This is a genomic window from Palleronia aestuarii (assembly GCF_003253995.1).
Taxonomy (GTDB): Bacteria; Pseudomonadota; Alphaproteobacteria; order Rhodobacterales; family Rhodobacteraceae; genus Palleronia; species Palleronia aestuarii.
In genome coordinates, this window is the sequence record NZ_QKZL01000035.1 from 1 (window position 1) to 23,666 (window position 23,666).

The 23,666-nt window shown below is 65.4% G+C and carries 25 protein-coding genes and 1 pseudogene; 16 read left to right on the top strand and 10 right to left on the bottom strand.

The window, feature by feature from the left end; all coding sequences use genetic code 11:
* On the top strand, positions 1-342 hold a 342-nt coding region (locus tag LX81_RS19730; RefSeq protein WP_146259493.1), incomplete at its 5' end, for an integrase core domain-containing protein.
* Positions 343-377: 35 nt separating this feature from the next.
* Here the strand turns inward: LX81_RS19730 and LX81_RS19735 are convergent.
* Positions 378-737 carry a winged helix-turn-helix transcriptional regulator gene (locus tag LX81_RS19735; RefSeq protein ID WP_234822748.1) on the bottom strand — a complete coding sequence of 120 codons (360 nt, stop codon included), beginning with the start codon at positions 735-737 and terminating at the stop codon, positions 378-380.
* Positions 738-834: 97 nt separating this feature from the next.
* Between LX81_RS19735 and LX81_RS19740 the strand changes: the two genes are divergently transcribed.
* The 3 genes from LX81_RS19740 to LX81_RS19750 all read left to right on the top strand — a co-directional run bounded on the left by LX81_RS19740 (position 835) and on the right by LX81_RS19750 (position 3,424).
* Positions 835-1,770, top strand: coding sequence for a ring-cleaving dioxygenase (locus LX81_RS19740; protein WP_111539005.1), 936 nt, complete (start codon positions 835-837; stop codon positions 1,768-1,770).
* Positions 1,767-2,465, top strand: coding sequence for an alpha/beta hydrolase (locus tag LX81_RS19745; protein ID WP_111539006.1), 699 nt, complete (start codon positions 1,767-1,769; stop codon positions 2,463-2,465). Before LX81_RS19740 ends, LX81_RS19745 begins: the two co-directional genes overlap by 4 nt.
* 194 nt (positions 2,466-2,659) lie before the next feature.
* Positions 2,660-3,424, top strand: a complete 765-nt coding sequence (locus LX81_RS19750) for an HpcH/HpaI aldolase family protein (protein WP_111539007.1) — start codon at positions 2,660-2,662, stop codon at positions 3,422-3,424.
* A gap of 223 nt (positions 3,425-3,647) precedes the next feature.
* Here LX81_RS19750 and LX81_RS19755 read toward each other — a convergent pair whose 3' ends face one another.
* The 3 genes from LX81_RS19755 to LX81_RS19765 form a co-directional block, all read right to left on the bottom strand.
* Positions 3,648-5,159 (bottom strand): tripartite tricarboxylate transporter permease, encoded by a 1,512-nt coding sequence (locus LX81_RS19755; RefSeq protein WP_111539008.1) that lies wholly within the window; start codon positions 5,157-5,159, stop codon positions 3,648-3,650.
* Positions 5,159-5,641, bottom strand: coding sequence for a tripartite tricarboxylate transporter TctB family protein (locus LX81_RS19760; protein ID WP_111539009.1), 483 nt, complete (start codon positions 5,639-5,641; stop codon positions 5,159-5,161). Before LX81_RS19760 ends, LX81_RS19755 begins: the two co-directional genes overlap by 1 nt.
* 68 nt (positions 5,642-5,709) lie before the next feature.
* Positions 5,710-6,687 (bottom strand): Bug family tripartite tricarboxylate transporter substrate binding protein, encoded by a 978-nt coding sequence (locus tag LX81_RS19765; RefSeq protein ID WP_111539010.1) that lies wholly within the window; start codon positions 6,685-6,687, stop codon positions 5,710-5,712.
* A 200-nt stretch (positions 6,688-6,887) separates the two neighbouring features.
* Between LX81_RS19765 and LX81_RS19770 the strand changes: the two genes are divergently transcribed.
* Complete coding sequence (locus tag LX81_RS19770) at positions 6,888-7,205, top strand: NIPSNAP family protein (RefSeq protein WP_111539011.1); 318 nt, start codon at positions 6,888-6,890, stop codon at positions 7,203-7,205.
* Positions 7,206-7,219: 14 nt separating this feature from the next.
* On the opposite strand, the gene LX81_RS19775 is transcribed toward LX81_RS19770, so the two are convergent.
* Positions 7,220-8,116, bottom strand: coding sequence for a dihydrodipicolinate synthase family protein (locus LX81_RS19775; protein WP_111539012.1), 897 nt, complete (start codon positions 8,114-8,116; stop codon positions 7,220-7,222).
* 73 nt (positions 8,117-8,189) lie between these two features.
* Positions 8,190-8,927, bottom strand: a complete 738-nt coding sequence (locus LX81_RS19780) for a GntR family transcriptional regulator (RefSeq protein ID WP_170134055.1) — start codon at positions 8,925-8,927, stop codon at positions 8,190-8,192.
* A gap of 172 nt (positions 8,928-9,099) precedes the next feature.
* On the opposite strand from LX81_RS19780, the gene LX81_RS19785 reads away from it, so the two are divergent.
* From LX81_RS19785 to LX81_RS19820, 8 genes are all read left to right on the top strand, one after another.
* Positions 9,100-10,632: an aldehyde dehydrogenase (NADP(+)) gene (locus LX81_RS19785; protein ID WP_111539014.1), complete on the top strand. Its 1,533-nt coding sequence runs from the start codon at positions 9,100-9,102 to the stop codon at positions 10,630-10,632.
* Between the two features lie 205 nt (positions 10,633-10,837).
* On the top strand, positions 10,838-11,740 hold the full coding sequence (locus LX81_RS19790) for a 5-dehydro-4-deoxyglucarate dehydratase (RefSeq protein ID WP_373280302.1): 903 nt from the start codon (positions 10,838-10,840) through the stop codon (positions 11,738-11,740).
* Positions 11,740-12,009: an NAD(P)-dependent oxidoreductase gene (locus LX81_RS19795; protein WP_111539016.1), complete on the top strand. Its 270-nt coding sequence runs from the start codon at positions 11,740-11,742 to the stop codon at positions 12,007-12,009. Before LX81_RS19790 ends, LX81_RS19795 begins: the two co-directional genes overlap by 1 nt.
* Positions 12,010-12,037: 28 nt before the next feature.
* Entirely contained in the window at positions 12,038-13,708 is a 1,671-nt protein-coding gene (locus LX81_RS19800) for a thiamine pyrophosphate-dependent enzyme (protein WP_111539017.1), read from the top strand.
* A gap of 3 nt (positions 13,709-13,711) precedes the next feature.
* On the top strand, positions 13,712-14,704 hold the full coding sequence (locus LX81_RS19805) for an aldo/keto reductase (RefSeq protein ID WP_111539018.1): 993 nt from the start codon (positions 13,712-13,714) through the stop codon (positions 14,702-14,704).
* A gap of 139 nt (positions 14,705-14,843) precedes the next feature.
* Entirely contained in the window at positions 14,844-15,932 is a 1,089-nt protein-coding gene (locus LX81_RS19810; protein ID WP_211322840.1) for an Ldh family oxidoreductase, read from the top strand.
* A gap of 45 nt (positions 15,933-15,977) precedes the next feature.
* Positions 15,978-16,913, top strand: coding sequence for a TAXI family TRAP transporter solute-binding subunit (locus LX81_RS19815; RefSeq protein ID WP_111539020.1), 936 nt, complete (start codon positions 15,978-15,980; stop codon positions 16,911-16,913).
* Between the two features lie 79 nt (positions 16,914-16,992).
* A complete protein-coding gene (locus LX81_RS19820; RefSeq protein WP_111539021.1) occupies positions 16,993-18,954 on the top strand; it encodes a TRAP transporter permease in 1,962 nt (653 codons plus the stop codon).
* A gap of 6 nt (positions 18,955-18,960) precedes the next feature.
* On the opposite strand, the gene LX81_RS19825 is transcribed toward LX81_RS19820, so the two are convergent.
* The 3 genes from LX81_RS19825 to LX81_RS22380 form a co-directional block, all read right to left on the bottom strand.
* On the bottom strand, positions 18,961-19,590 hold the full coding sequence (locus LX81_RS19825; RefSeq protein ID WP_111539022.1) for a glutathione S-transferase family protein: 630 nt from the start codon (positions 19,588-19,590) through the stop codon (positions 18,961-18,963).
* Positions 19,591-20,076: 486 nt separating this feature from the next.
* Positions 20,077-20,487 carry a PaaI family thioesterase gene (locus LX81_RS19830; protein ID WP_111539023.1) on the bottom strand — a complete coding sequence of 137 codons (411 nt, stop codon included), beginning with the start codon at positions 20,485-20,487 and terminating at the stop codon, positions 20,077-20,079.
* Positions 20,484-20,654 carry a hypothetical protein gene (locus LX81_RS22380; protein ID WP_170134057.1) on the bottom strand — a complete coding sequence of 57 codons (171 nt, stop codon included), beginning with the start codon at positions 20,652-20,654 and terminating at the stop codon, positions 20,484-20,486. The genes LX81_RS19830 and LX81_RS22380 overlap by 4 nt, the downstream gene beginning before the upstream one ends.
* Positions 20,655-21,163: 509 nt before the next feature.
* On the opposite strand from LX81_RS22380, the gene LX81_RS19840 reads away from it, so the two are divergent.
* From LX81_RS19840 to LX81_RS19850, 3 genes are all read left to right on the top strand, one after another.
* Positions 21,164-21,826 (top strand): 3-oxoacid CoA-transferase subunit A, encoded by a 663-nt coding sequence (locus tag LX81_RS19840; RefSeq protein ID WP_111539025.1) that lies wholly within the window; start codon positions 21,164-21,166, stop codon positions 21,824-21,826.
* Positions 21,827-21,835: 9 nt separating this feature from the next.
* Complete coding sequence (locus LX81_RS19845) at positions 21,836-22,471, top strand: 3-oxoacid CoA-transferase subunit B (protein ID WP_111539026.1); 636 nt, start codon at positions 21,836-21,838, stop codon at positions 22,469-22,471.
* 321 nt (positions 22,472-22,792) lie between these two features.
* Entirely contained in the window at positions 22,793-23,125 is a 333-nt protein-coding gene (locus LX81_RS19850; protein ID WP_111539027.1) for a transposase, read from the top strand.
* A 2-nt stretch (positions 23,126-23,127) separates the two neighbouring features.
* On the opposite strand, the pseudogene LX81_RS19855 reads toward LX81_RS19850, so the two are convergent.
* Positions 23,128-23,666 (bottom strand): annotated as a pseudogene (locus LX81_RS19855) (transposase); the annotation flags it as partial.

Consider the following 23,666-nt stretch of genomic DNA (forward strand, 5'->3'; position numbering starts at 1 on the left):
CCGGGGCTTTCGCGGCCCCACCGGGGCCACGGTCCCCTCCAACTCTGCGAAGCCAACGGGATCGAGCACCGGCTGACAAAACCGAACCACCCCTGGACCAATGGGCAAGTCGAGCGGATGAACCGCACCATCAAGGATGCGACCGTGAAACGCTTCCACTACGAAAGCCACGATCAGCCACGCACCCACCTCGGGGACTTCATGGCAGCTTACAACTTCGCACACAGACTCAAGACCCTCGGCGGTCTCACGCCCTACGAATACATCTGCAAGATCTGGACGTCAGAGCCAGATCGATTCATCCTCAACCCGATCCACCAAATGCCGGGACTGAACACCTAGTGGCCCGCATAGTGAGGGGAACCTTCGGGGGAGTGCTACTCTTCGGTGCCCGCCGGACCCTCCATGCCCCAGTCTCTAGCGATGGGCTCGAGCGCAGTGAGTACCTCATGAACGCGCATACCGGTCCTTGTCAGACCGTAGGTCACCTGCGGCGGGATCGTCGGCGACTGTTCGCGCCAGATCAGCCGATCGCCCTCCAGTTCCCGCAACCGCTGCGTCAGGATCTTCGGAGAGATGCGCGGCATGATGCGGCGCAGGGCGCCGAAGCGCTGCGGCCCTCGAATGCCCAGAACATAGATCAATTGCGTCTTCCAACGCCCCGCGAGCGCAGCGAAAAGCGGTGCCGCGCTGCAGATGTCCTCGAACTCTCGGTCGTCCGTAAGGGCAGTATCCAATTGGTAACTACTATTCTTTCGATATCGCGTGCCTAGATAGGGCGTCAGACAGGACACGAAAAGCTCCGACCCTTCAAATTCAAAGCGGAGATACCCTATGACCCAGACCATTCCCGGGCTCCACCACGTCACGGCCATCAGTGGCCCGCCCCAGGCGAACCTCGACTTCTACGTACGTGACTTGGGCCAGCGTCTCGTGAAGCGCACGGTGAACTTCGACGATCCGGGCACCTACCATCTCTATTACGGCGATAAGGACGCTGCGCCGGGGTCGATCCTGACCTTCTTTCCCTTCATGGATGCGGGCCCCGGTCGCGCGGGGCCGGGGATGGCGAGCGCATTCGCCTATGCCGTTCCCGATCTCGACGCGTGGATGAACCGACTTGCGTCGGATGCGATCGATTTCGAGGGTCCGTGGACGCGGATGAGCGAGCGCGGCATCGCGCTGAAGGATCCGGACGGTCTGCGCGTCGAACTGATCGAGGGCGGTCACCGGGATGACGGGTTCCACTCGGTGACCCTGTGGCTGAAGGACATCGAACCGACGGCCCGCGTTCTCGATGCCATGGGCTACGACCGTCTAGGCGAAGACGATGTCGCGACCGCCGGGACGGGGGGCGTCGAGCGTCGCATCCGGTTCCGGTCCCGCGCACCGGAGAGGGCGAGCGTGGTCGACGTGATCACGTCGGACGCCTGGTCGATCGCCCGGCCCGGCGCCGGCACGATCCATCATGTGGCCTTTCGCGCGCCCACGCCCGAGGCCCAGGCCGATTGGCGCGAAAGGCTGGCCGCGATCGGGCTCGATGTGACGCCCGTGATCGACCGGCAGTACTTCGACGCGATCTACTTCCGCACGCCCGGCGGTGTGCTCTTCGAGATCGCCACCGACCCGCCGGGCTTCGCCGTCGACGAGAATGCGGACACGCTGGGCGAAGCGCTGAAGTTGCCACTGCGATACGAGGCGCATCGCGCGCGCATCGAGAGCGTTCTGCCGGAGTTGAAGCTGCCCGAACGGCGGACGGCGCCGGCATGATGGTTGCGTCCCGCACGGCCGGGTCGGGGCCGCATGCCGGCCAGCGGCTGGCATCGGCCGGCCCATCGGTGGGCCACGCGCGCCTCGTCATGGTGATGCTGCACGGGCGCGGCGCGGGACCGGAAGACATGCTCGGTCTCCACGACCACCTCGCGTTGCCCGACGTGGCGGCACTCGCCCCGGCGGCGGCGGGCAATTCGTGGTGGCCGGACAGCTTCCTCGCGCCGCTTGGCGCAAACGAACCGGGCCTGTCGAGCGGGCTGTCGGTCATCACAGCGCTCCTCGACGACCTGGAGCGTGCGGGGATCGTTCCCGAGCGAACCGTGCTCGCAGGTTTCAGCCAGGGCGCTTGCCTTGCACTCGAGGCGACCGCCCGGCTGGCACGTCCGTTCCGGGCCGTCGCGGCCTTGTCGGGCGGGCTCGTCGGAACGGGCGACGCGGATGGTCCGCCGCGGCCCGACCTCTACGGCAGGTCCGACAAGCGGTTCGACTACAACGGGTCGCTCGCCGATGTCCCGGTCCTGATCGGCTGCCACGAACGCGACCCGCACATCCCGATCGCACGCGTCCGTCGTTCGGCCGAGGTGCTGGCGGGGATGGGAGCCATGGTAGATACCCTCGTGATCCCCGGTGCGGGCCACGGTGTCGTCGCGGAGGAGGCCGCGTGGTTGCGCGGGCAATTGAACGCGGCGTGATACGACCACGGGAGAGAAGAGCCTGACCAAATTGAGCGGCATCGGCGTCCGGCGCGAGGGCGGCGGCACCAAGGGGCGCGACGTGGCGCGTGTCGACAGCGTCGCTCCATCGGCTCGAGGCTGCTAGGGCTTGCGAGCCCGCGTCTTTCGGCCGTTATCGGCCGCGAGCGCCACCCTGAAAGGAGAATGCCTGCATGACCGAGAATTCCCTGAAGGCCGGACTGGCGGCGCGGCGACGCCTTCAAGGCTTCTGGCTCTCGCTCTGTTCGCCTGCCGTGTCCGAGATCGCCGCGCAGAGCGGCGCGGACTGGGTGCTGCTCGACATGGAGCATGCGCCCAACGACCTGTCGATGATGGCGGACCAATTGCGGGCGGCGCGGAGCGGTGGCGCCGAGCCTGTCGTGCGACCGCCCTTCTCGGAACAGGTGATGACCAAGCGGTTGCTCGACATCGGGGCCCGGTCGCTCATGTTTCCGATGATACAGAACTCGGACATGGCAGCCGAAGCGGTCTCCTGGACCCGGTATCCGCCGCATGGCGTGCGCGGCCATTCCGGTACCATGCGGGCCAACGATTATGGCCGTCGGAAGGGTTACCTGCAGACCTACGCACGCGATCTCTGCGTGATCGTCCAGGTCGAGACACAGGAAGCGATCGACAATATTCCCGAGATCGCCGCGACCGAGGGCGTGGACGGGATCTTCATCGGGCCCGGTGATCTGGCCTCCTCCATGGGACGTGTGGGCGAGGTTGCCGCCTCCGAGGTACAGGCCGAGATCCGCCGCGCGACGGAGGCGGCCCACGCGGCTGGAAAGGCTGTGGGTATCCTAGGCTACGGCGAGGATGCGGCGCGTCGCTATCAGGAGGCGGGGATCGAGTTCGTGGCGATCGGAGGCGATGCGTGGCTGCTCGTCCGCGCGATGGACGACCTCCTGCAGAAGGTTCGACAGGACGCCTGACGGACGAAGATCTGCGACAGGAAAGGGGACATCACTGGCGGCCGGTTTAGGTCACCGACCCCGCGATGTGCGCGTCCGTAGATATATGTCCTGTCCGACGCCGAACCGCGGGGTCAGTCAGGTCTCCTGAGATCAGGAAGTTATCGATAGACTGTCACCTGATCGCACCGGGGACGGCGCGACGGGCTGCATGTCCCCCTCGCGCAGTTTCCCGGCAGGTTCTCTATGCGGCGCGTTTCCCTCCGCGGATCAGAATGGCGTAGACGAAGAGCGCCGTGACCGCGAGGAAGAACAGGCTGTCGGGACTGGTCAGGAACACCGATGGATTGCCGTCGTTCAACGAGAGCGATCGCCGCAGATACTGTTCGAGGTCCGGCCCAAGTATGAAGCCCAGCAGCATCGACACCGTCGAGTAGTTGTTGCGGCGCATGATATAGGCGAGGATCCCGAAACCCAGAGCCAACGCCATCTGGAAGGCCGAATACGTGGCGACGTAGCTGCCGACCAGGGCGACAACCGCGATCGCGCTGTAAAGCAGGCCCTTGGGGATCGACACGATCCGCACGAACCACGGACCGAAGAGGAACAATGTCAGTGGGATCAGTACGAGGGCACTGATCAGCAGCGAGGCGAACATCGGTGCCAGCAGGTCGGCCTGGTTCTCCAGCAGGCGCGGACCCGGTTGCAGACCGTTGATCACGAGCACGCCCAGGACGATCGCGGTCGTCGGATCGCCGGGGATGCCGAACATCAGCATCGGCACGAACGCCCCGCCGCACATGGAGTTGTTCGCCGATTCCGCCGCCGCAATGCCTTCGCGGGAGCCGTTGCCGTATTCCTCCGGGTGCTTCGAGGAACTGCGCGCCGTGGCATAGGAGACGAAGGCCGCCATCGATCCGCCCGCTCCGGGCAATATGCCGATGCCATAGCCGATGATCGCGCTTTTGACGTAAGTAAGAAGCCCGATCTGCCGGATCTCGGACAGTGGCGGGATGAAGTCACGGCGACGGATACCCAGATCCTTGGCGTCGGCATCCGGAATGCCGAAGGAAGATCGCCAGCTCTGGGCCTGAATCAGCACCTCGCTGACCGCGAACGCCCCGATCACGACCGGCATGAGGTCGATCCCCTCGATGAGAGTCTCGGTGCCGAAATTGAACCGCGGAATGGGCTGCAGCACGTCGATGCCGATCGTCGCCAGCATGATCCCCAGAAGCGTCGCCACGACGCCCTTCGCGATGGCTCCCTTGTCGACGATGATGATGACGACGAGCGCGAACAGCACGAGCGAGAACTTGCCCGGCGTCCGTATCAGCAGGGAGATTTCGGCGGCCAGCGGCATGAATGCCATCAGGAGGATCGCACCGATGCTGCCCCCGATCATCGAGCCGAGCGCGGCGTGACCGAGCGCGTTGGCGCCCTTGCCCTGCTTCATCAGCCGGTTTCCCTCGATCGCGGTCATCATGGACGATGGCGCGCCGGGAATGTTGATCGTCGTCGCCGTGATCGAACCGGAATACATTCCGGCCATGAAGATCGACGCGCTCATGACCAGCGCGGGGATCACGTCGATCGTGTAGGTGATCGGAAGAAGGAGCGCGATGGCGAGCACGGAGGTCAATCCCGGCATCGCACCGAAGAAGGTTCCCACCAGAAACCCGGCGATCATGAAGGCCAGGACCGTCCAGTCGAGAAGCGCGCCGAAGCCGCCTGCGAGCGTGAGGACCGTTTCCATCAGAACAGCCCCTCGGTGAGGGTCGGCAATCGCACGCCGAAGACCAGGGCGAAGAGGCCGTAGAACACCGCGGTGACCGCCAGCGCGTAGAGCGCGAAACGTACCGGGCGTCGGGTCTCGAACTCGAAGACGAGAAACAGCGCCGCGACGAAGAACAGCGTCGAGAGGCTGTAGCCCAGGGGCCGGAAGAGCGCGATGTAGCCGGCCGTCGCGAGAACCACGAGCGCCGGGCGCAACAACGATCCGGAATTCTCCTCGTCCTCCCCGTCAGGGGGATTGCGGATCTCCTGGATCAACACGACCAGTAGCGCGACGTACATCAGCGTCGCTGTGAGGACGGGGATCGTCTGCGGACCGATATCGCCGGCCGCGCTGAATTGCGTGCGGATGTCGAAGGCCGCTGCCAGATAGATCGTCGTCACCACGATCAGCGCCAACGGGAACACGATCCCGCCGCGCGTGAAACGCCCTTTCAGGTCCATCGACCCCTCCCGATCGGAAAGGCGCCGGGGCAGACCCCGACGCCGGTATGGTCACCACGTTGTGCGGATCACTTCGTGCCCGCGCCGTCCTGCTCGAGCGCATCCATCTCCGAGAAAAGGTTCTGCGCGGTCTCGTCAGCCCATTCGGTGACTTCGCCGGTTCCGAGCCAGTTCGGGGTCACGCCGATCTCGGCCACCCAGTCCTGGAACTCGTCACTCTCGTAGGCGGCCTGGTAGGCGCTCTCGAGCGCAGTGATCGCCTCCTCGGGGGTGTCTGCCGGTGCGGCGAAGACGATGAAGGAGCCGTTCTGCAGATCCACGCCGACGTCCTGCGCCGTCGGGACGTCGTAGGTCGGGTTCTTGGCGGTGGAGAATTCGACCAGCCCCTTCACCGTGCCGTCGTCGATGAGGTTCGCGAAATCACCGAGCGAGGTGAGCGCCACGTCCACCTCGTCCGACAGGATGGCCTCTTTCTGAGGCGCCGCACCACCGGGGTAGGAGACGATCTTGAACTCGGTACCGGTAAGTTCCTGGAACTGCAGGAGGGTGAGGTGAACTCGTCCGCCCAAGTTCTGTACCGCCACCCGGATCTGGCCGGGAGACTCCTTCGCGGCGTCGAGCAAGTCCTGAAGGCTTGCATAATCGCTGTTCGCATCGACGATGATCGCGTCCGGCTCGCTCGTGATGCGTGCGATCAGCTTGAGCTTGTCCATGCTGTAGGTGGGCAGCATGCCCTGGTAGGGAACCGTCACGATGCTGTCGTAGGTCAGGGCGCCGATCGTGTATCCATCGGGACGGGCGCTCATCACCTGTCCGATGCCGGTGGCGCTGACGCCGCCCTCGATGTTTTCGACATACATCGACGCATCGCCGATCTCGCCCTCGGCAAGGTTCGTGATCTTGCGCACGATCCCGTCGGTCCCGCCGCCGGCCCCCCAGGGCACGATCACCCGGATGTCTCTTTCCGGATACTCGGCGTACGCTGCGACGGGTGCGATTACCGTCGCCGCGAGCGCCACGGTCGCGGATATTCTGAATGCAGGCATATTAATTCCTCCTCTGGTCGCGGCGTCCTCTTGGGACGTCGTCCGGGCCCCCTGGTCCCGCACAGGCCGGGTAGCCAGCCATGCCGGCTTGCCCATCGGCCAACTAATACATTACTATATGAATTGGCTGCAGGGTAGCAAGATTTTTCGCAGCACCCCTGCGGAAGCCTGCGAAGTCAGTTGAAAAGAGAGGGATACGAATGATCTACGACCACCGAACCTATACCTGCCGCCCGGGTACGATCGCCAAGCACATGAAGCTTTACGGCGAATTTGGCTGGCCCGTTCAGCGCCGGCACCTCGGCGACCCGGTCATCTACGGCGCAGTAGAGACGGGGGACGTGAACTCCTACGTCCATATCTGGCAATTCGACGATGCCGCCGACCGCGCCCAGAAGCGGGCTGCCATGGCAGCGGACCCCGAGTGGCAGGACTACCTGAAGAAGAGCGCCGACGCGGGATATCTGGTGAGCCAGGTCAACAAGATCCTCAAACCGGCACCGTTCTTTCCGGGCTGAGACCCGGCGCCTCGTTATGCCGGGAGATCCATATGGGTGAGGATCGCGTCGAGCTCGGCGATATCATCTGCGCTCAACGCGGCCCCCGGAGCCCGCATCGTCGCATGGGCCAGTGCGCCGCGGCGGCGCATCATTTCCTTGCGGAGCGCGATCCCCATCGCGCCCTGCGCCTCGTGCTTGAGAAGCGGGAGGTATCGGTTGAAAAGCGTATGGGCACCGGCACTGTCGCCTTCCTCGCGCAGGAGCCGGTCCACGCCCGACAACATTTCGGGATAGGAGAAGCCGGCCATCGGCCCGTCGGCACCGCGCGCCAGTTCCTGCGGCAGGTAGAGCCCGTTGTTGCCAGTCAGGATCCGTACAGGCCGCGGCGCGGCCGCGCGCAGGGCCGCGACCTTGCGCGCACTTGGCATGTCCTCTTCCTTGATGACGGCGATCTGCGGAAAGGTCTCGAGCAACCGCGCCATGGCGGGCACGGACATCAACACGCCGTTCGATGCAGGAAAATCCTGCAGCACCGTCGGCACATCCCCGATCCGGGTGAACACCGCATCGAAGTAAGCCAGAAGGTCCTCTTCCGTCCGGACACCGGCGGACGGCGCGATCATCACTCCCGCAACGCCTTCTGCCCGGACCTGTTCGGTGATCTCGGCCAGGATCGCGAGATTCGGGGAAGAAACGCCGGCGATGACCGGCAGGTCGTACGAGGCCGCGACATAGGACGCGGCGATGGCCACCGCCTCGTCCGGCGTCAGCGTCTGGGCCTCTCCGCTCACCCCGAGGACCAGGAGGCCCCGAGCGCCATGCCCGTGGTAGAAATCCGTCAGCGTCGCAATGCTGTCGTGATCGACGGCGCCGTCGGGAAGGAAGGGTGTCTGGGCGACGACGTGCAGGCCTTGGGTATTGTCGAGCATGTATCCTCCCGCACGCGGCCCGGGCTCGCGCGCATGCTTGGCTCATTAGGGAAATGGCGAACGGTCGGATCGCTCACGCGAAATAATCCACGTGCATCGCGCGGAACTCTTGGACCCAGTCCGGCTCCTTGAAGAGATGGTCGCGCATCGCCGCCATCGCGGCGTCTTCGTCGCCGGCAGAAATGGCCTCGAGGATGGCGTCGTGACCGCGCAGGATATCTTGGATCTTTTCCGGCGAATGGGTCTGCAGCCGCCGGACCCGATCGAGATGACCTGCGCGTGAGCGGATCAGATCGTGCAGCGCCGATCGTCCAAGACCGTCGAACAGGGTGCGGTGAAAGTGCTCGTCGAGTTCCTGGAACAATCGAAGCTGCCCGCGCTCGTCCTGCAAGGAACGCTGCAGCGCGACCACCGAGCGTGCGCGCTCGACGGTCTCGGATGCCTCGCCTTTCGCGAGATGGCGCACCACTTCGGTCTCGAGCGCACGGCGCAGGAAATGGCCCTCGTGCACCAGCGCTTCGTCGATGCGGGTGACAAGCGTGCGTGACTGCGGATAGATCCGCACGAGGCCATCGGCTTCGAGCTTCTGCAGCGCATCGCGCAACGGCGTCACGCTCACGTCGTAATGCCTGGCCAGATCGGCACGCAGGAGATTGGTGCCCGGCGGCAATTCGAGGGAGAGAATCCGCTGCCGGAGATCGTCGTAAATCCTCGATGCTGCCGATGGACGCGCCTGCGGCACATCGTGCCGCATCAGGTCCAGCGCAGCCTTGATCGATACCTCCATGCCGGTCCTCCCGCCGTCGTTCATTCCATTCCGAACCTGCCGGATTATCCGGACGATCCCGTGAGCAACTGGCAACATACTTCGACAGTTGACCGCCGGGGTAAACTAAAATATTAGTGCATATCAGCGGGCGCGTCCAATATGCATCTCGACGCGCTCCAAGCTATGAAACGACCTTACAGGAGGACCGACCAGAATGGATGGCTCCAATACGCAATTCACCCCGCATGGCCGTCACCTGATCGCAGGTGAGTGGGTGCCGGGCGAGGCGACGTTCCACTCCCAGCCCGCGCACGGCACGGCCCACGAATATTCGGTGGGCACGCCGGCGCTCGTGGACCGTGCCTGCCAATCCGCTGAGGCCGCGTTCGAGGAATATGCATCGGTATCACGAGAACGCCGCGCGCAGTTCCTCGATGCGATCGCGGAGGAGATGGAAGCGCGCGAGGACGCGATCACCGAGATCGCCATGTCCGAAACCGGTCTTCCGGAGCCGCGCATCCGATCGGTGGAATTGCCGCGCACGGCAAATCAATTGCGGCTCTTTGCCCGCCACATCCGGGAGGGCGCCTATCTCGACCGCCGTCACGACGCGGCCATGCCGGACCGACAGCCGCTGCCGCGTCCGGACCTGAAGATGGTGCAACGTCCGATCGGGCCGGTGGCCGTCTTCGGCGCCTCCAACTTCCCGCTGGCCTTTTCCACCGCCGGGGGTGACACCGCCTCGGCCCTCGCCGCTGGCTGCCCGGTCGTCGTGAAGGGACATGGCGCGCATCCGGGGACATCCGAGATCGTCGCCGAGGCGATCAAGGCCGCAATGGAGCGCTGCGACATTCCGCCGGGCGTCTTCTCCCTCGTCCAGGGCGGCGACCGGGACGTCGGGACGTCACTCGTCCAGCATCCGTTGATCAAGGCCGTGGGCTTTACCGGGTCGCTCGGCGGCGGGCGCGCCCTCTTCGATCTCTGCGCGCGACGCCCGGAGCCGATCCCATTTTACGGCGAACTCGGCTCGGTCAATCCGATGTTCCTGCTGCCCGAGGCCGTCAAGGCGCGCGGCGCTGAGATCGGCAAGGGCTGGGCGGGTTCGTTGGTGATGGGGGCGGGCCAGTTCTGCACCAATCCCGGGATCGCCGTCGTGGCGGCGGGCGCCGAAGGTGACGCGGTCGTCGATGCGGCGAGGGAAGCTCTGGCTTCGGCGGCCGCGCAGACGATGCTGACGGACGGTATCGCCAAGGCCTATCGAGACGGCCAGGCGCGGTTCGACGACCGCAATGCCGTGAGGCCGGTGCTGCGGACCGAGAGCGCCGGGCGCGAGGCGATGCCGAACCTCTACGAGACCGACGCGGAGGCCTATCTCCAGGATCACGCGCTCGGTGAGGAAGTGTTCGGACCGTTGGGACTGGTTGTGCGTGTTTCCGGCTACGAGGAGATGGAAACGCTGGCGCGCGGCTTCGAAGGTCAGCTGACCGCGACGCTGCACATGGACGCGGGCGATACCGACATGGCCAGGCGACTGATGCCGGTGCTGGAGCGGAAGGCCGGGCGCATCCTGGTCAACGGTTTCCCGACGGGTGTCGAGGTCGCGGACGCGATGGTTCATGGCGGTCCCTATCCGGCCTCAACCAATTTCGGCGCAACCAGTGTGGGCACTCTCGCGATTCGTCGTTTCCTGCGACCGGTCTGCTACCAGAACATACCCGACGATCTTCTGCCCGCGGATCTGCGCTGAGACATCCCGTGCCTGCGCGCTTCGCTGCCGGACGAGGCGCCGGGCCGGGACCAGATCGACAGGACAATAAGAATTCCGGGGCAATGGCGACATTGCGCGCGCGGATCGCCGCCACCGGAACGACATCAGCGGGGATGGGCTCTGTGGTCGGAAGACCAGCGCCGGCGTCCGTCCCCGGGCGACCATTCAGGAGATGACGACCATGATTGCCCCTTCGGACCTGCGCGAGATCATCCGCCACGGCCTTCTGTCTTTTCCGGTCACGCCTTTCGATGCCGAGGACCGCTTCGCCGCGTCGCCGTTCAAGGCGCATCTCGACTGGCTCTCGGGATACGATGTCGCCGGTCTGATCGTCGCGGGCGGCACCGGAGAGATGTTCTCGCTCACGCCCGCGGAGATCGTCGATGTCGTGCGCGCCGCGCGCGAAGTCTCGGGCGACGCGCCGGTGATCGCCGGTTGCGGCTACGGCACGCGCATGGCCTGCGATCTCGCGCGCGAGATCGAGGCGGCGGGCGGCGACGGCATACTGCTCTTGCCGCATTACCTGACCGGCGCGCCGCAGGAAGGCGTAGCCAACCGCATCCGCGCGGTCTGCAAGGCCACGAATATGGGCGTGATCGTCTACAACCGCGGTCAGGCGAGGGTGAGCGCGGACACGCTGGAGCGTCTGAGCGACGAATGCCCCAACCTCGTGGGATTCAAGGACGGGACGGGCGACATCGATACGGTGCGACGGGTGACCGTGCGGCTCGGCGACCGGCTCTCCTATATCGGCGGAATGCCCACGCACGAGCTCTATGCGCAGGCCTATCGCGGGGCCGGCATGCCGACCTATTCCTCGGCCGTCTTCAATTTCGTGCCAGAGACGGCTTTGGCGTTCCACAAGGCGTTCAGTGCCGGCGACGACGCCACCTGCGAGGCGTTGCTGCGCGATTTCTATTACCCGTTCGCCAGGATCCGTGATCGTTGCGAGGGCTACGCCGTGTCCGCGATCAAGGCCGGCGTGCGACTGCGCGGCTTCGACACCGGGCCCGTCCGCGCGCCCCTGACCGATCTCGACGAGGAAGAGCACGAAATGATGCGCCTCCTCATCGAAGGAGCCGCTTGATGCGGGCCGGCCGCATGGCGATCCTCGAGCCTGCCTTGATCGAGGCTTTGCAGGGCGGTCGGCTTTCGGCCGCCGGTCTCGACGTTTTCGCGCAGGACCCGGTTGCGCCTGACAATCCGCTTCTGTCCATGGAACAGGTGGTGACGCTGCCGAATGTCGCGGGGCGCACCTTGGACAATTTCGATCGGATGGTGTCGCATCGGGCGTCGAACATCTGGGCTCATTCCGATGGACGGGGTGCAGATCCGGCCTGTCTCGTCTCCGCCTGACGAGCGCGCCACAAGGGAGGACGATTGGATGGACGGATCGCAACTGAAACAGAGAACCGGGGGCCAGGTCCTCGTGGACCAGCTTCTGCTGCATGGCGCCGATTGCGCGTATTGCGTGCCCGGCGAGAGCTATCTCGAAGTTCTCGACGCACTCCATGACGCGTCCGACCGCTTCACGCTCTACAATGCCCGACACGAGGCCGGGGCCGCGGACATGGCGGAAGCCTACGGCAAGCTCACCGGCAAGCCGGGGATCTGCATGGTCACCCGCGGGCCCGGCGCGTGTCATGCGGCGGTGGGCGTCCATATCGCGCGTCAGGATTCGACCCCGATGATCCTGCTCGTGGGGCAGGTGGGACGCGACACCATGGATCGCGAGAGCTTCCAGGAGATCGACTACCGGCAGATGTTCGGCTCGGTGGCGAAATGGGCCGCCCAGATCGACGACGCCGCCCGCGTCCCGGAATACATGGCGAGGGCTTTCCGCGTCGCGACCTCGGGCCGTCCGGGCCCGGTGGTACTGGCGCTGCCGGAGGATATGCTGACGGAGGTCGTCTCCGTGCCCAACGCGCGCCCCTATTCGCCGACGCAGGCTCAGATCTCGGAGGCGCAGGCGGACGCGGTGATCGCCGCACTGGCGGAAGCGGAACGACCGATGATCCTCGCGGGAGGGCCGGGTTGGACCGATGCGGGCGCCGACGCCCTGCGGCGCTTCGCGGAAGCGAGCGATATTCCCGTTGCGACATCGTTCCGGCGCCAGGACGTCATCGACAATCGCTCCGATTGCTATGTCGGTGACTTCGGCACCGGCGTGGCGCCGAGCCTCGTGAAGCGCCTGGGCGAAGCGGATACGCTCCTCGTGATCGGTGCGCGTCTGGGAGAGATCACGACCAAGACCTATTCGACCCTGACCGTGCCGACCCCGGCGCAGAGGACGATCCACATCCATGCCGATCCCGATGAGATCGGCCGGGTCTACAGCCCCGCGATGGGGATCGCGGCCGATGCCTGTCGGACGGCGGAGGTTCTGTCCGCACGAAGCGTCAAGACCCGCGCCACGGCGGACTGGAGACGCACGCTGCGCGAGGAGTATCTCGTCGACAGCGAGCCGCCGCCGCATGATTTCCGTCTAGACATGGGCGCGGCGATGGCGGACGTGCGCGACATCCTTCCCACTGACTGCATCGTTACGCTCGACGCCGGCAACCATACCGGTTGGGCGCAGAGGTTCCTGCGTTATGGACGTCCCGGGCGACAGTTGGGTTCGACCTGCGGATCGATGGGATATGCCGTGCCCGCGGCGGTCGCCGCGTCGCTCTACGCTCCCGAGCGGCAGGCCATCGCCTTCGTCGGTGACGGCGGATTCATGATGAGCGGTGCGGAGCTTGCCACGGCGGTCCAGCATGGCGGGCGGCCCATCGTGCTGCTGTTCAACAACCGATCCTACGGCACGATCCGGATGCACCAGGAACGGGAGCATCCCCGCCGGGTCGTCGGCACCGACATCGTGAACCCAGATTTCGGCCTGCTGGCGCGGGGATATGGTGCCGCCTATACGCAGGTGACCGAGACGGCGGCTTTCCGGCCCGCGCTCGAGGCGGCCTACGATCACCACGGACCCACGGTGATCGAGCTCGTGACCGACCCCGAGATGATCTCCACGCGGACGACCATCGCGAAGCTGCGGGGGGACGCCTGAGCCATGCGGACACGCCGCCTGGGCGAACACGGTCCCGAGGTTTCGGCAATCGGGCTCGGAGCCATGAACATCTCGGGTTTCTACGGACCGGCGACCGAGGAGCAGGCCTTCGCCCTCTTCGACGCGGCCCGGGAACTTGGGATAGACCACCTGGACACCTCGAACGCCTACGGGATGGGGCATTCGGAAGAGGTGATCGGCCGATATCTCGCCGATCGCGGGCCGGTCTTCCGGCTGGCGACCAAGGCGGGCATTCGCCGCGATCCGGCGACCGGAGCACGGTCCTTCGACAACAGCGCGGAGCACCTGCGCGAGGCGCTCGATCAGAGCCTTGCGCGGCTCGGCGTCGAGCGGGTGGACCTCTTCTACGTCCATCGGCGCGAGGCGGGACGTCCCATCGAGGAGGTGACGGAAACCCTCGCGTCATTCGTGCAGGCCGGGAAAATCGGGGCATTCGGTTTTTCGGAGATCGCGCCGACCTCGCTCAGACGCGCGGCATCGGTCCATCCCGTGGCCGCGGTGCAGTCCGAATATTCGCTTGGCGTCCGGGCACCCGAACTCGGCCTCGTCCAGGCGTGTGAGACGCTTGGGACGGCACTGGTCGCGTTCTGTCCTGTGGGACGCGGGCTCCTGACCGACACACCGCCGGATCGTACCCGGGCGGCAGCCTCCGCCTTTCTCAAGGAGAACCCGCGGTTCGTGGAACCGAACCTGAGCGCCAATCTTACGGCGACCGACCGCTTCCGCGCGGTAGCCGCCGACATGGGACTGCCCGCCGCATCGCTCGCGATCGCCTGGCTCTTGCGGAGCAGCGCCCAGGTCATACCCATTCCGGGTACGCGTGATGCCTCACACCTCGCGGAGCTGGCGAAGGGGGCCACGGTCGAGCTGAGCGCCGAGGACATGAGCCTGATCGAGCAGACGCTCCCCGTGGGCTGGGCCCATGGCGATCGATACAACGAAGCGCAATGGCAGGGGCCGGAGCGCTACTGCTGACGGGGAGGTCGCGACGAGAAACCGAAAGGTGCGAATTACGCCAAGCCTAGGCCGGCGCAACGGAGGCCCCGCCGGCCGCCATTGACATCGCGCGATGCCTGGATTGCCGTGCATCGAAGAGGGGAGGGGAGGGGACGGAATGGACGCTTCGGAGGACGAGGGGCGGGACGCGCGGCGCATCCCCCATTCGGACTGGGTCGCTCTGATCGGCGACATACTGCGCGGGCTTGGCCTGCGCTCTGCGGATGCCGACGTCGCGGCGGATGTCCTTGCCGCGGCCGACCTCATGGGGATCGAGTCGCACGGCGCGGCGATGCTACCGCTCTATGCCGACCAGATCGCGAGCGGCGGCGCCGTGGCCCGCCCCGAGATCGAGATCGTCCACGACCACGCGGCGGTGGCCCTCATCGATGCCGGGGCCGGATTCGGTCACGCGCCCTCCATGATGGCGGTGGAGATGGCGGCGGATCGAGCCGCGAAGTTCGGTCTGGCCGCGATCTCGATCCGCAATTCCAACCATTACGGGGCGGCCGGTGTCTATGCCCGGCGCCTCGCGGAGCGCGGGCTTGTCGGCATATCCACCTCGTCGGTCTGGCGCGCGGCGATCGTCCCCACTGGCGGCAACACCGCCATGCTCGGCACAAACCCCATCGCCTTCGCCGCGCCGCTCTCGGACGGGCCGCCGTTCCTGCTCGACATGGCGACCTCGACCGCGGCGATCGGAAAGCTGAAACTCGCGGCCCGCGCGGGGACGCCTCTACCCGACGGCTGGGCGTTGACCCCGGAGGGTCAACCCGAGCACGATGCCGAGGCGGCGCTCGCCCGGGTCCTGCTGTCCCCCCTCGGGGGGCACAAGGGCTACGGTCTCGCCACGATGGTCGAGATCTTGTCGAGCACGCTGTCGGGTGCGGCACAGACACCCCTTCGGGGCACGCCGGGGCGCGGCCACGATGTCGGTCATTTCGTTCTGGCACTCGATCCCGCGCTCCTGCGGGGATCGCAGAGAGCCTTCGAGGACGATCTTTCCGACATGGTCGCGGCACTCAGGGCGACCGTTCCGGCCGATCCCGCCACACCCGTTCTCGTGGCCGGCGATCCCGAATATGCCCGCGAGGCAGATCGTCTGGCGCACGGGATTCCGATGCCGCCGAAGCTCGATGCACAGCTTCGCGACTTGACGGAACGGTTGGGGATGCCGACCGTGCAGGACGCGGTTTCGACACCGTGAGATCGGGCCCCGCAGGGGGCGATCGAAGTTAGGGAGGAACGACTTATGAAGAGCGTAATCATTACGATCGGCCTGCTGGCCGCTGGCGTCACGGGAGCGGAGGCACAGCAGCTGCGCCTCATGACGGGGCCTCAGGGCGGATCATGGTATCCGCTTGGCGGCGCCATCCAGGGCATGGCGTCCGATGCCGGCATCGCCTCGATCCAGGTGCTTCCGGGCGGCGGCGTCGCGAACGTGCAGGGGGTGCAGAACGGCGACGCGGATCTCGGCTTCGCCAACTCCATCTCCACGGTGGACGCGATCGCAGGCCGGGAGCCCTTCACCGGCGCGGCGGACAACGTCTGCAACATCGCGACCCTCTATCCGCAGTACTTCCAGATCGTCACCACCGAAGGGACGGGCATCGAGACGCCCGAGGATTTCGCCGGCAAGCGGCTCGCCACGCAGCCTGTCGGCAATACCGCTGAGCAGGTAACACGCGCCGTGCTCGAGACCGCGGGGCTCAGCTACGATGACCTGAGCGCGGTCGACTACGTCTCCTATTCGGATGGCGTGTCGCTGATGCAGGACAACAATTCCGACATCCTCACGCTCGGCACGACCATTCCGGCCTCGGCGATCATGGACCTCGCCAATTCCTCCGACGTGTCCCTCGTCACGCTCGAGCAGAGCTTCATCGACGACATGCGGGAGAACATCAATCCGGGCTACACCGCCATCACCATTCCCGGCGGAACCTACCCGGGCCAGGATGAGGATGTCACCGCGGTCGGCTACGCCACGCACGTCGTTGCACGCTGCGATCTCGATCCGGAGGTGGTCGAGGGCATCCTGACGCAGATGTGGGAGAAAAAGGACGACATGGCCGCCATCGCCACGGTGATGAGCGATCTGACGCTCGAGAGCATGGCGCAGGACGTGGGCGTGCCGATGCATGACGGCGCGACGGCGTTCTACGAGGCGCAGGGCGTCCAGCAATAAGCCCCCAGGGCTGAGCGAGGGGTGGCGGCGAGATGCCGTCGCCCCGGCCGCATCCGTGGCCATGCCTAGGGAGGGCAAGATGACAGGCTCCGCGAAGCTGCTCAGGCAGGCGATCACCGTGATCGCCGTCGCCATGAGCTTGTTCCACCTCTACATCGCCTATGCGGGCCCGCCCAACGCGTTCACGCTCCGGACGACCCATTTCGGTTTCGCGCTGGTCCTCGCGTATCTCTCTCTCCCGATGTGGAAATCGCGCGAGGGCAGGGCGCCTACGATCCTCGACTGGCTGTTCCTGGTGGGCTCCGTTGCGGCCTGCGCCTATCCGGTCGTCCTCCAGGACTACTTCAACACGCGGATGGCCTATGTCGGGCCGGTCTCCGTCACCGACCAGACCTTCGCCGTCCTGATGATCGTTGTGGTACTCGAGGCGACGCGGCGCGCGGTCGGGCCGATCCTGCCGCTCACGGCGCTCCTCTTTCTCGGCTATCAGGTCTTTTTCACCAGCACCTCGATCCTGAGGCTGCTGGAATACCAGTACATGACGACGGACGCGCTCTTCGGAATCCCGGCGCAGGTCTCGGCCACCTACGTCGTGCTCTTCGTCATTTTCGGCGCCCTGGCCGAGCGGATGGGACTCGGCAAGCTCTTCATGGATTTTGCCCTCGCCCTGACCGGCCATCAGGCTGGCGGTCCGGCCAAGGTTGCGGTGGTGACCTCCGGCCTCTTCGGATCGGTGTCGGGGTCGGCGGTGGCCAACGTGATGACCACGGGCACCTTCACCATCCCGCTGATGAAGCGCATCGGCTATCCCGCGCCCTTCTCGGGCGCCGTCGAGGCGGTGGCTTCGACGGGTGGGCAGATCATGCCGCCTATCATGGGCGCCGCCGCCTTCGTCATGGCCGAATTCCTGGGGGTGGGGTATCTCACCGTGGCGGGATACGCGCTCCTGCCCGCGCTCCTCTACTACCTCGCCGTGTTCCTCGCCGTGCATTTCGAGGCCCGTCAGCAGGGGCTGCGGGGCCTGCCCCGTGCCGACCTGCCTCGGCTCGGCGAAGTGCTGCGCGAGCGCGGACATCTGTTCCTGCCCCTCGTCATCATCATCGGCACGCTGATGTCGGGCTTCTCCGCCCAGTATTCGGCGCTCATGGGCATTCTCTCCGTCGTGCCGGTCGTGCTCCTGCGCCGCACAACGCGGTCGGAATTCACCATCGGACGGCTGATAGACGGGCTCGAGGCGGGCGCGATCAACTCCGTGCTGGTGGCGCTCGCCTGCGCCACCGCCGGTATCGTCATCGGCGTCATCGCGCAGACGGGCCTCGGGCTCACCTTCACCGGCATCGTGCGGGCGGCCGCCAACGAGATGCTCCTGCCCGCGCTTCTTCTGACCATGGTGGCGGGGATCATCCTCGGCATGGGAATGCCCACGACCCCGGCCTACATCGTTCAGGTCGCGCTTCTCGTGCCGACGCTCGTTCGCCTCGAGATCCCTGTTCCCGCGGCGCATATGTTCGTCTTCTACTTCGCCATCCTCTCGGCGATCACGCCACCCGTGGCCATCGCCGTCTACGCCGCCTGCGGGATCAGCCGCTCGGCCGTGTGGTCGACGAGCTACGCCGCGGTGAAGCTCGGCCTGACCGGCTACATCATCCCGTTCATGTTCGTCTTCGGCCCGTCGCTCCTCCTGATCGGCACGTGGGAGCAAATTGCGACCACCGTCGTGACCTCGGTGATCGGTGTGACGCTTCTCTCGGCGGGTCTCAGCGGTTTCCTGATGAAACCCGCGACCGTGTTGAATAGGTTGATCTTCGTCGCAGCGGCCTTCGTGCTGATCAAGCCCGGCATCGCCACGGACCTCGCTGGCGCCGTGCTCGCCGTCATCGGCATCACGCTCAACGTCAAATGGCCCGGCAAGGCCAAGGTGGATCTCCCCCACGGCAACGTCTCGGCCGGCGGCCATATCGAGGCGCCGACCTCCGCACCGATCGAACCGGAGGATTTCAGCGAGGCACCGGTGGCCCACAGACCGGGCAGTCGCACCTGACGCGGGTCACGGCATCGGGATGTCCTGGGTGAACTTCGGTACGTGGTAGCCCTTCTGCACCGCCTCCCGGCGGGCGATCTCGAGGTACCAGCGTTTCACCTCAGGATAGGCCTCGATGTCCGCGCCGTGCCATTCGTAGCGCGACACCCACGGCCAGATCGCCATATCGGCGATGGAATACTCGCCTGAGACGTGACCCTCGCGGGCTAGCTGCGTGTCGAGCACACCGTAGAGACGGTCGACCTCCTTGCGGAGGCGCTCCTCGGCGAAAGGCGCCTTGCCCGGATTGAACTTTAGGAAGACATGCGCCTGGCCCAGCATCGGACCGAAGCCGGCCATCTGCCACATTAGCCATTCGATGACCCGTGTCCGGGCCGGTTCGGCCGTGGGAAGGAAGCGTCCCGACTTCTCGGCGAGGTAGATCAGAATGGCGCCGGATTCCATGAGTTTCAGCCCGTTATCGCGATCATGGATCGCCGGGATCTTGTTGTTGGGCGAGATCTCGAGGAAGTCGGGCGCATGCTGCTCACCCTGGCCGATATCGATGGCGTGGGCCTCGTAGGGCAGCTCCATCTCCTCGAGCGCGATGGAGACCTTGCGGCCGTTGGGCGTCGTCCAGGTATAGAGGTCGATCATGTCGCGAAGCCTCCCTTTGCTGCGATACGCGCACCATGGGGCCTCGCGACTTCGCCGTCCACCGGATCGCCGCCCAAGCGACCGACCACGTTCACGGCGTGCGCCGGCACTGGTCAAATCCCCGCGTCTTCGTCGATCTGATCCTTTGATAACTCGACATCTGCTGCTGGGAGATGCCGGCTCAGGCTCCAGACCCGCTGATCCTCGAAGCTGGAACAGGACGTTCGCGGCGAGGGCGACGGGGTAGAGGAAGGCCTCCGCGCATCTCTCATTGCGGTTAGCCTTGCCGGGTCGTCGCATCACCCGGAAACTCGTTCGGGCGAACTGCGGAACCGGTCGCCAGACTGCAATGCAGTCCTACGGCGCTACTACAATAAATTGAGAACTTTCGGGCAGTTGCGATGCTAAGAGGCTGGTGAGGATCGACGCACGGCTTGGCGATGCCAGCGCCGGTCCTAACCGAAAGTCGGCCACATGCCGAGACGCCTAGTCGGACGCCCTGAGACGAAAGACGCCCGTCGCGGTGGCTACGAGCGTATTCGCTTCGTCGGTGATCGTGCCTTCGGAGAAGAAGGTCGATGCACCCCCGCCCCGGCGGCGGCCCTCGCCGATCAGCGTGGTTCCGGTGGGTCGGGACAGGAAATTCGTCGTCATCGACAGCGTCATCGCGAGGCGCCGTCGATCGGGATCGCCCGTATACGAGCCCGAGTATCCCATCACCGTGTCGAGCAGCATCGCGTAGACGCCGCCATGGGGGATACCATAGCGGTTCATCAGTTCGTCACGGAGATCGAGGTCGAACCGGGCATAGTCCTTTGACCAGTCACGCATACGAAACCCGATCAGGTTCTGCAGGGGATACGGGTCCTCGACAAGGTTCGGGTCGACGTCGTTCATGAGGCTTCTCCAGAGTTCTGATGGTCGAGTGCCGCTCCATCGGCCAGAAGGGCCCGACCATCATCGGGGATCAGTTGCGCGGCCGGGCCATAAAGAAACTGAGCAGGGATAGCGATCGCGTTCTGGCGTTCGCCGTAGAGGGAGTGGACCGGGATCGCAAACGGCATCGCTCTCCGTTCCCTGCCGGGCAAGTTCGTCAACTCTACCTGCCGCTTCGCAATCTGCATTGAATTGCATTACAGTTCATACAAGCTCGATATCGAGGAGGAGCCCCGCCCGTGATATTCTCCATACAACGAAGCAGCGGCGCGTCGGCCTTCCTGCGACGAAGTCAAACCGTATCTCGCGTCCAACCGACTTTGTCCTTCGATTTCGATCCACGCCACCTGAGCGAAAGAGTTCTAAGTTCAGACCATTGCGCCCTTGCTACCGGGAACGGTATCGGCCCTGCCGCTTCCTGCAGCATGTCTGCTCTACGAAGGATAGGGAGGCGGGCGCAAAGTCTCATTTCGCCGGGGCGTTTCCGGATGTCCGATACAAGATCCGTTGCCGGATCGTACCACAGCGCGCGCCGCCCGAATTCGAAAGCGCCAGCCGTGAAACCGGAAAGGGTCGCCGTGAACGAGATCGAGATCTCCCGCGGCCCCTTTGCCGGAACGCTTCGCACGGGTCTGTCGTGGTCTTGATTTGCGAGGCCACGTCGGAAGCGCTCGCGGGGATCGGGGACGGCGCTACCATCATGGTCGGCGGCTTCGGTCTCGCGGGCGTGCCATTCGGGCTTCTCGACGCGCTTCTCGAGGGCGGCGCGCGGGATCTGACCATCATCTCGAACAATGCCGGGCAGGAAGAGAACGCGCTCGCACTTCTCTTCCGCGAGCGCCGCGTTGCGAAGCTCGTCGCATCCTATCCGCGAACCTCCGGCTCGATCTGGTTCGAGACACGGTGGCAGGCCGGGGAGGTCGCTCTGGAACTCGTCCCCCAAGGCACGCTCGCCGAGAGGATACGGGCCGCGGCGGCCGGGCTCGGCGGCTTCTTCACGCCCACGGGCTACGGCACCGCTCTCGCGGAGGGTAAGGAGACGCGCATGATCGACGGACGTGGCTATGTCCTGGAAGATCCGCTCCCCGCGGATGTCGCCCTGATCCGCGCGGAGGAGGCCGATGCCTGGGGCAATCTGCGCTATCGTGCGACGGCGCGTAACTTCAATCCCGTCATGGCCATGGCCGGTCGGCTGACCATCGTCGAGATCCGGCGTATCCTCACCGAACCGATCGATCCCGAAACCGTCGTGACGCCGGGCATCTTCGTAGATCGCCTCGTCGTCCACGACCACCGCTGAGGTCCGCCGATGCCCCGCACCAACGAGGAGATCGCCGCCCGCATCGCCGAGGATATCCCGACCGGCGCCTACATCAATCTCGGGATCGGGCTCCCCGTCCTCATCGGCGACGCGCTCGACCCCGACAAGGGCGTCATCCTGCATTCGGAGAACGGCGTCCTCGGCCTCGGGGCGGCGCCGGCGCCGGGTGCGGAGGACCCCGAACTCATCAACGCGGCCAAGGGATACGTCACGGTCAACCGCGGTGCGGCCTTCTTCGACCAGTGCGAGAGCTTCGCGATGATGCGCGGCGGCCATCTTGACGTCACGGTGCTTGGCGGATTGCAGGTCTCCGCAAGCGGCGATCTCGCCAATTGGAGCACCGGAGAGACGCATCGTCCGCCAGCCGTCGGGGGCGCCATGGATCTCGCGGCGGGAACGAAGCGGGTCTATGTCATGATGAAGCATGTCACGCGAGAGGGCGCGCCGAAGATCGTCGGCGGATGCACCTATCCCCTGACCGGCGTCGGCGTAGTGACACGGATATATACCGACCTCGCCACGATCGACGTCACGCCCGCCGGCCTGCGGCTCGTCGATTGCGCTCCAGGGCACGGCTTTGAGGAAATCGCAAGAAAGACGGACGCCCCTTTGCTGATCGACTGAACCGGGGTTCAAGATCGATCCCGATCGTTTGGTCTTGTTCCCTAAGGCCGGTTCAGGCTGAGTGCGAATTCTCGGCGCACTTCTTCCAGAAGAGAAGTGCCCTGATGCCGAAGAAGAAGTTCGTCGGCGAGCAGATCACGTTTGCTCTAAGTCAGGCGGAGGCCGGTACCACGTTCGGCAAGAACCGCTGGAGGTCGCGCATCGCATAGACGGGGTGGCGGAGGCTACGTTCTAGCGATGGAGTAAGCTGGACGCCTCCAGAAGCTTCTACCCTTGAGCCGTTGATGGTGATTCATTGACCTCGAGACAAGGGCGGTGGCTATGGTGAAGCGGGCGCGGTTTTGGAGTGATGAGGAGCGGCTCGCGGAGATCTCGGCGGGGGGAGATCCGTTGGAGACGCTGAACGCGAGGGTGGAGTTCGAGCGCTTCCGAAAGATCCTGGAGAAGGCGGCGGCTCGGGCCCGCAGCTGCAAGGGCGGGCGTCCGGCGATAGACGTTGTTCTGAAGTTCCGGATGCTGGTGCTCCGGAGCCGCCACGAGCTGAGCTTGGATGCGACCGAGAAGATGGCGCGGGACCGGCCGAGCTGGATGCGGCTCGAACGGGCGCTGTTGGACGAAGCAGCTGAAGGTCGGACGGCCCCTTTTTCCGCCTGAAGTTAGCCAACGGACTGTGTGACGGGGATGCCGAAAGCGGTGAAGCGGTGAAGCGGTTGAGGATTGCGATGCGCGTTTGGTGCTCGGCGGTCTGGCGATCGAAGTCGCGGGACATCAGCTTCTGACCGAGCAGTTTCATACAATTCACCTTGGTTTCGACGCGGCTTCGGCGATCGTACCCGCTCCGCTTCCTCCAGATCGTTCGGCCTACGCGTCCGATGGCACGCAGGGCTTCGTTGCGGCTCGCCGCGCCGGGACTATCCTTCTTCCACGGCTTTGCGTTCCGGCGGGGCGGGATGATTGCTTCCGCTCCACGGCCTGCGATGGCGTCACGGCAGGTGAGCCGGTGGTCGCCACCGGTTCGAGACCGCCGGCGAGCGCCATCATAGGCTCCACCGGCGGTGACCGAGGCGACCGGCTCATCCGCGGGGATCTGCGACAGCAGGCCAGGCAATGAGGAGGAATAGGGATCGATCCAGTGGATCGATACCCCGACGAATGGCGCATCGCCTACGCCGCTCCCGGTGAATTCGACCGCCCT

Bases quoted from the DNA above. Each gene is read 5' to 3' on its own strand.
- LX81_RS19740 (WP_111539005.1), top strand. From the start codon at position 835: ATGACCCAGACCATTCCCGGGCTCCACCACGTCACGGCCATCAGTGGC.
- LX81_RS19745 (WP_111539006.1), top strand. From the start codon at position 1,767: ATGATGGTTGCGTCCCGCACGGCCGGGTCGGGGCCGCATGCCGGCCAG.
- LX81_RS19750 (WP_111539007.1), top strand. From the start codon at position 2,660: ATGACCGAGAATTCCCTGAAGGCCGGACTGGCGGCGCGGCGACGCCTT.
- LX81_RS19755 (WP_111539008.1), bottom strand. From the start codon at position 5,159: ATGGAAACGGTCCTCACGCTCGCAGGCGGCTTCGGCGCGCTTCTCGAC.
- LX81_RS19760 (WP_111539009.1), bottom strand. From the start codon at position 5,641: ATGGACCTGAAAGGGCGTTTCACGCGCGGCGGGATCGTGTTCCCGTTG.
- LX81_RS19765 (WP_111539010.1), bottom strand. From the start codon at position 6,687: ATGCCTGCATTCAGAATATCCGCGACCGTGGCGCTCGCGGCGACGGTA.
- LX81_RS19770 (WP_111539011.1), top strand. From the start codon at position 6,888: ATGATCTACGACCACCGAACCTATACCTGCCGCCCGGGTACGATCGCC.
- LX81_RS19775 (WP_111539012.1), bottom strand. From the start codon at position 8,116: ATGCTCGACAATACCCAAGGCCTGCACGTCGTCGCCCAGACACCCTTC.
- LX81_RS19780 (WP_170134055.1), bottom strand. From the start codon at position 8,927: ATGAACGACGGCGGGAGGACCGGCATGGAGGTATCGATCAAGGCTGCG.
- LX81_RS19785 (WP_111539014.1), top strand. From the start codon at position 9,100: ATGGATGGCTCCAATACGCAATTCACCCCGCATGGCCGTCACCTGATC.
- LX81_RS19795 (WP_111539016.1), top strand. From the start codon at position 11,740: ATGCGGGCCGGCCGCATGGCGATCCTCGAGCCTGCCTTGATCGAGGCT.
- LX81_RS19800 (WP_111539017.1), top strand. From the start codon at position 12,038: ATGGACGGATCGCAACTGAAACAGAGAACCGGGGGCCAGGTCCTCGTG.
- LX81_RS19805 (WP_111539018.1), top strand. From the start codon at position 13,712: ATGCGGACACGCCGCCTGGGCGAACACGGTCCCGAGGTTTCGGCAATC.
- LX81_RS19810 (WP_211322840.1), top strand. From the start codon at position 14,844: ATGGACGCTTCGGAGGACGAGGGGCGGGACGCGCGGCGCATCCCCCAT.
- LX81_RS19815 (WP_111539020.1), top strand. From the start codon at position 15,978: ATGAAGAGCGTAATCATTACGATCGGCCTGCTGGCCGCTGGCGTCACG.
- LX81_RS19820 (WP_111539021.1), top strand. From the start codon at position 16,993: ATGACAGGCTCCGCGAAGCTGCTCAGGCAGGCGATCACCGTGATCGCC.
- LX81_RS19825 (WP_111539022.1), bottom strand. From the start codon at position 19,590: ATGATCGACCTCTATACCTGGACGACGCCCAACGGCCGCAAGGTCTCC.
- LX81_RS19830 (WP_111539023.1), bottom strand. From the start codon at position 20,487: ATGAACGACGTCGACCCGAACCTTGTCGAGGACCCGTATCCCCTGCAG.
- LX81_RS22380 (WP_170134057.1), bottom strand. From the start codon at position 20,654: ATGCCGTTTGCGATCCCGGTCCACTCCCTCTACGGCGAACGCCAGAAC.
- LX81_RS19845 (WP_111539026.1), top strand. From the start codon at position 21,836: ATGCCCCGCACCAACGAGGAGATCGCCGCCCGCATCGCCGAGGATATC.
- LX81_RS19850 (WP_111539027.1), top strand. From the start codon at position 22,793: ATGGTGAAGCGGGCGCGGTTTTGGAGTGATGAGGAGCGGCTCGCGGAG.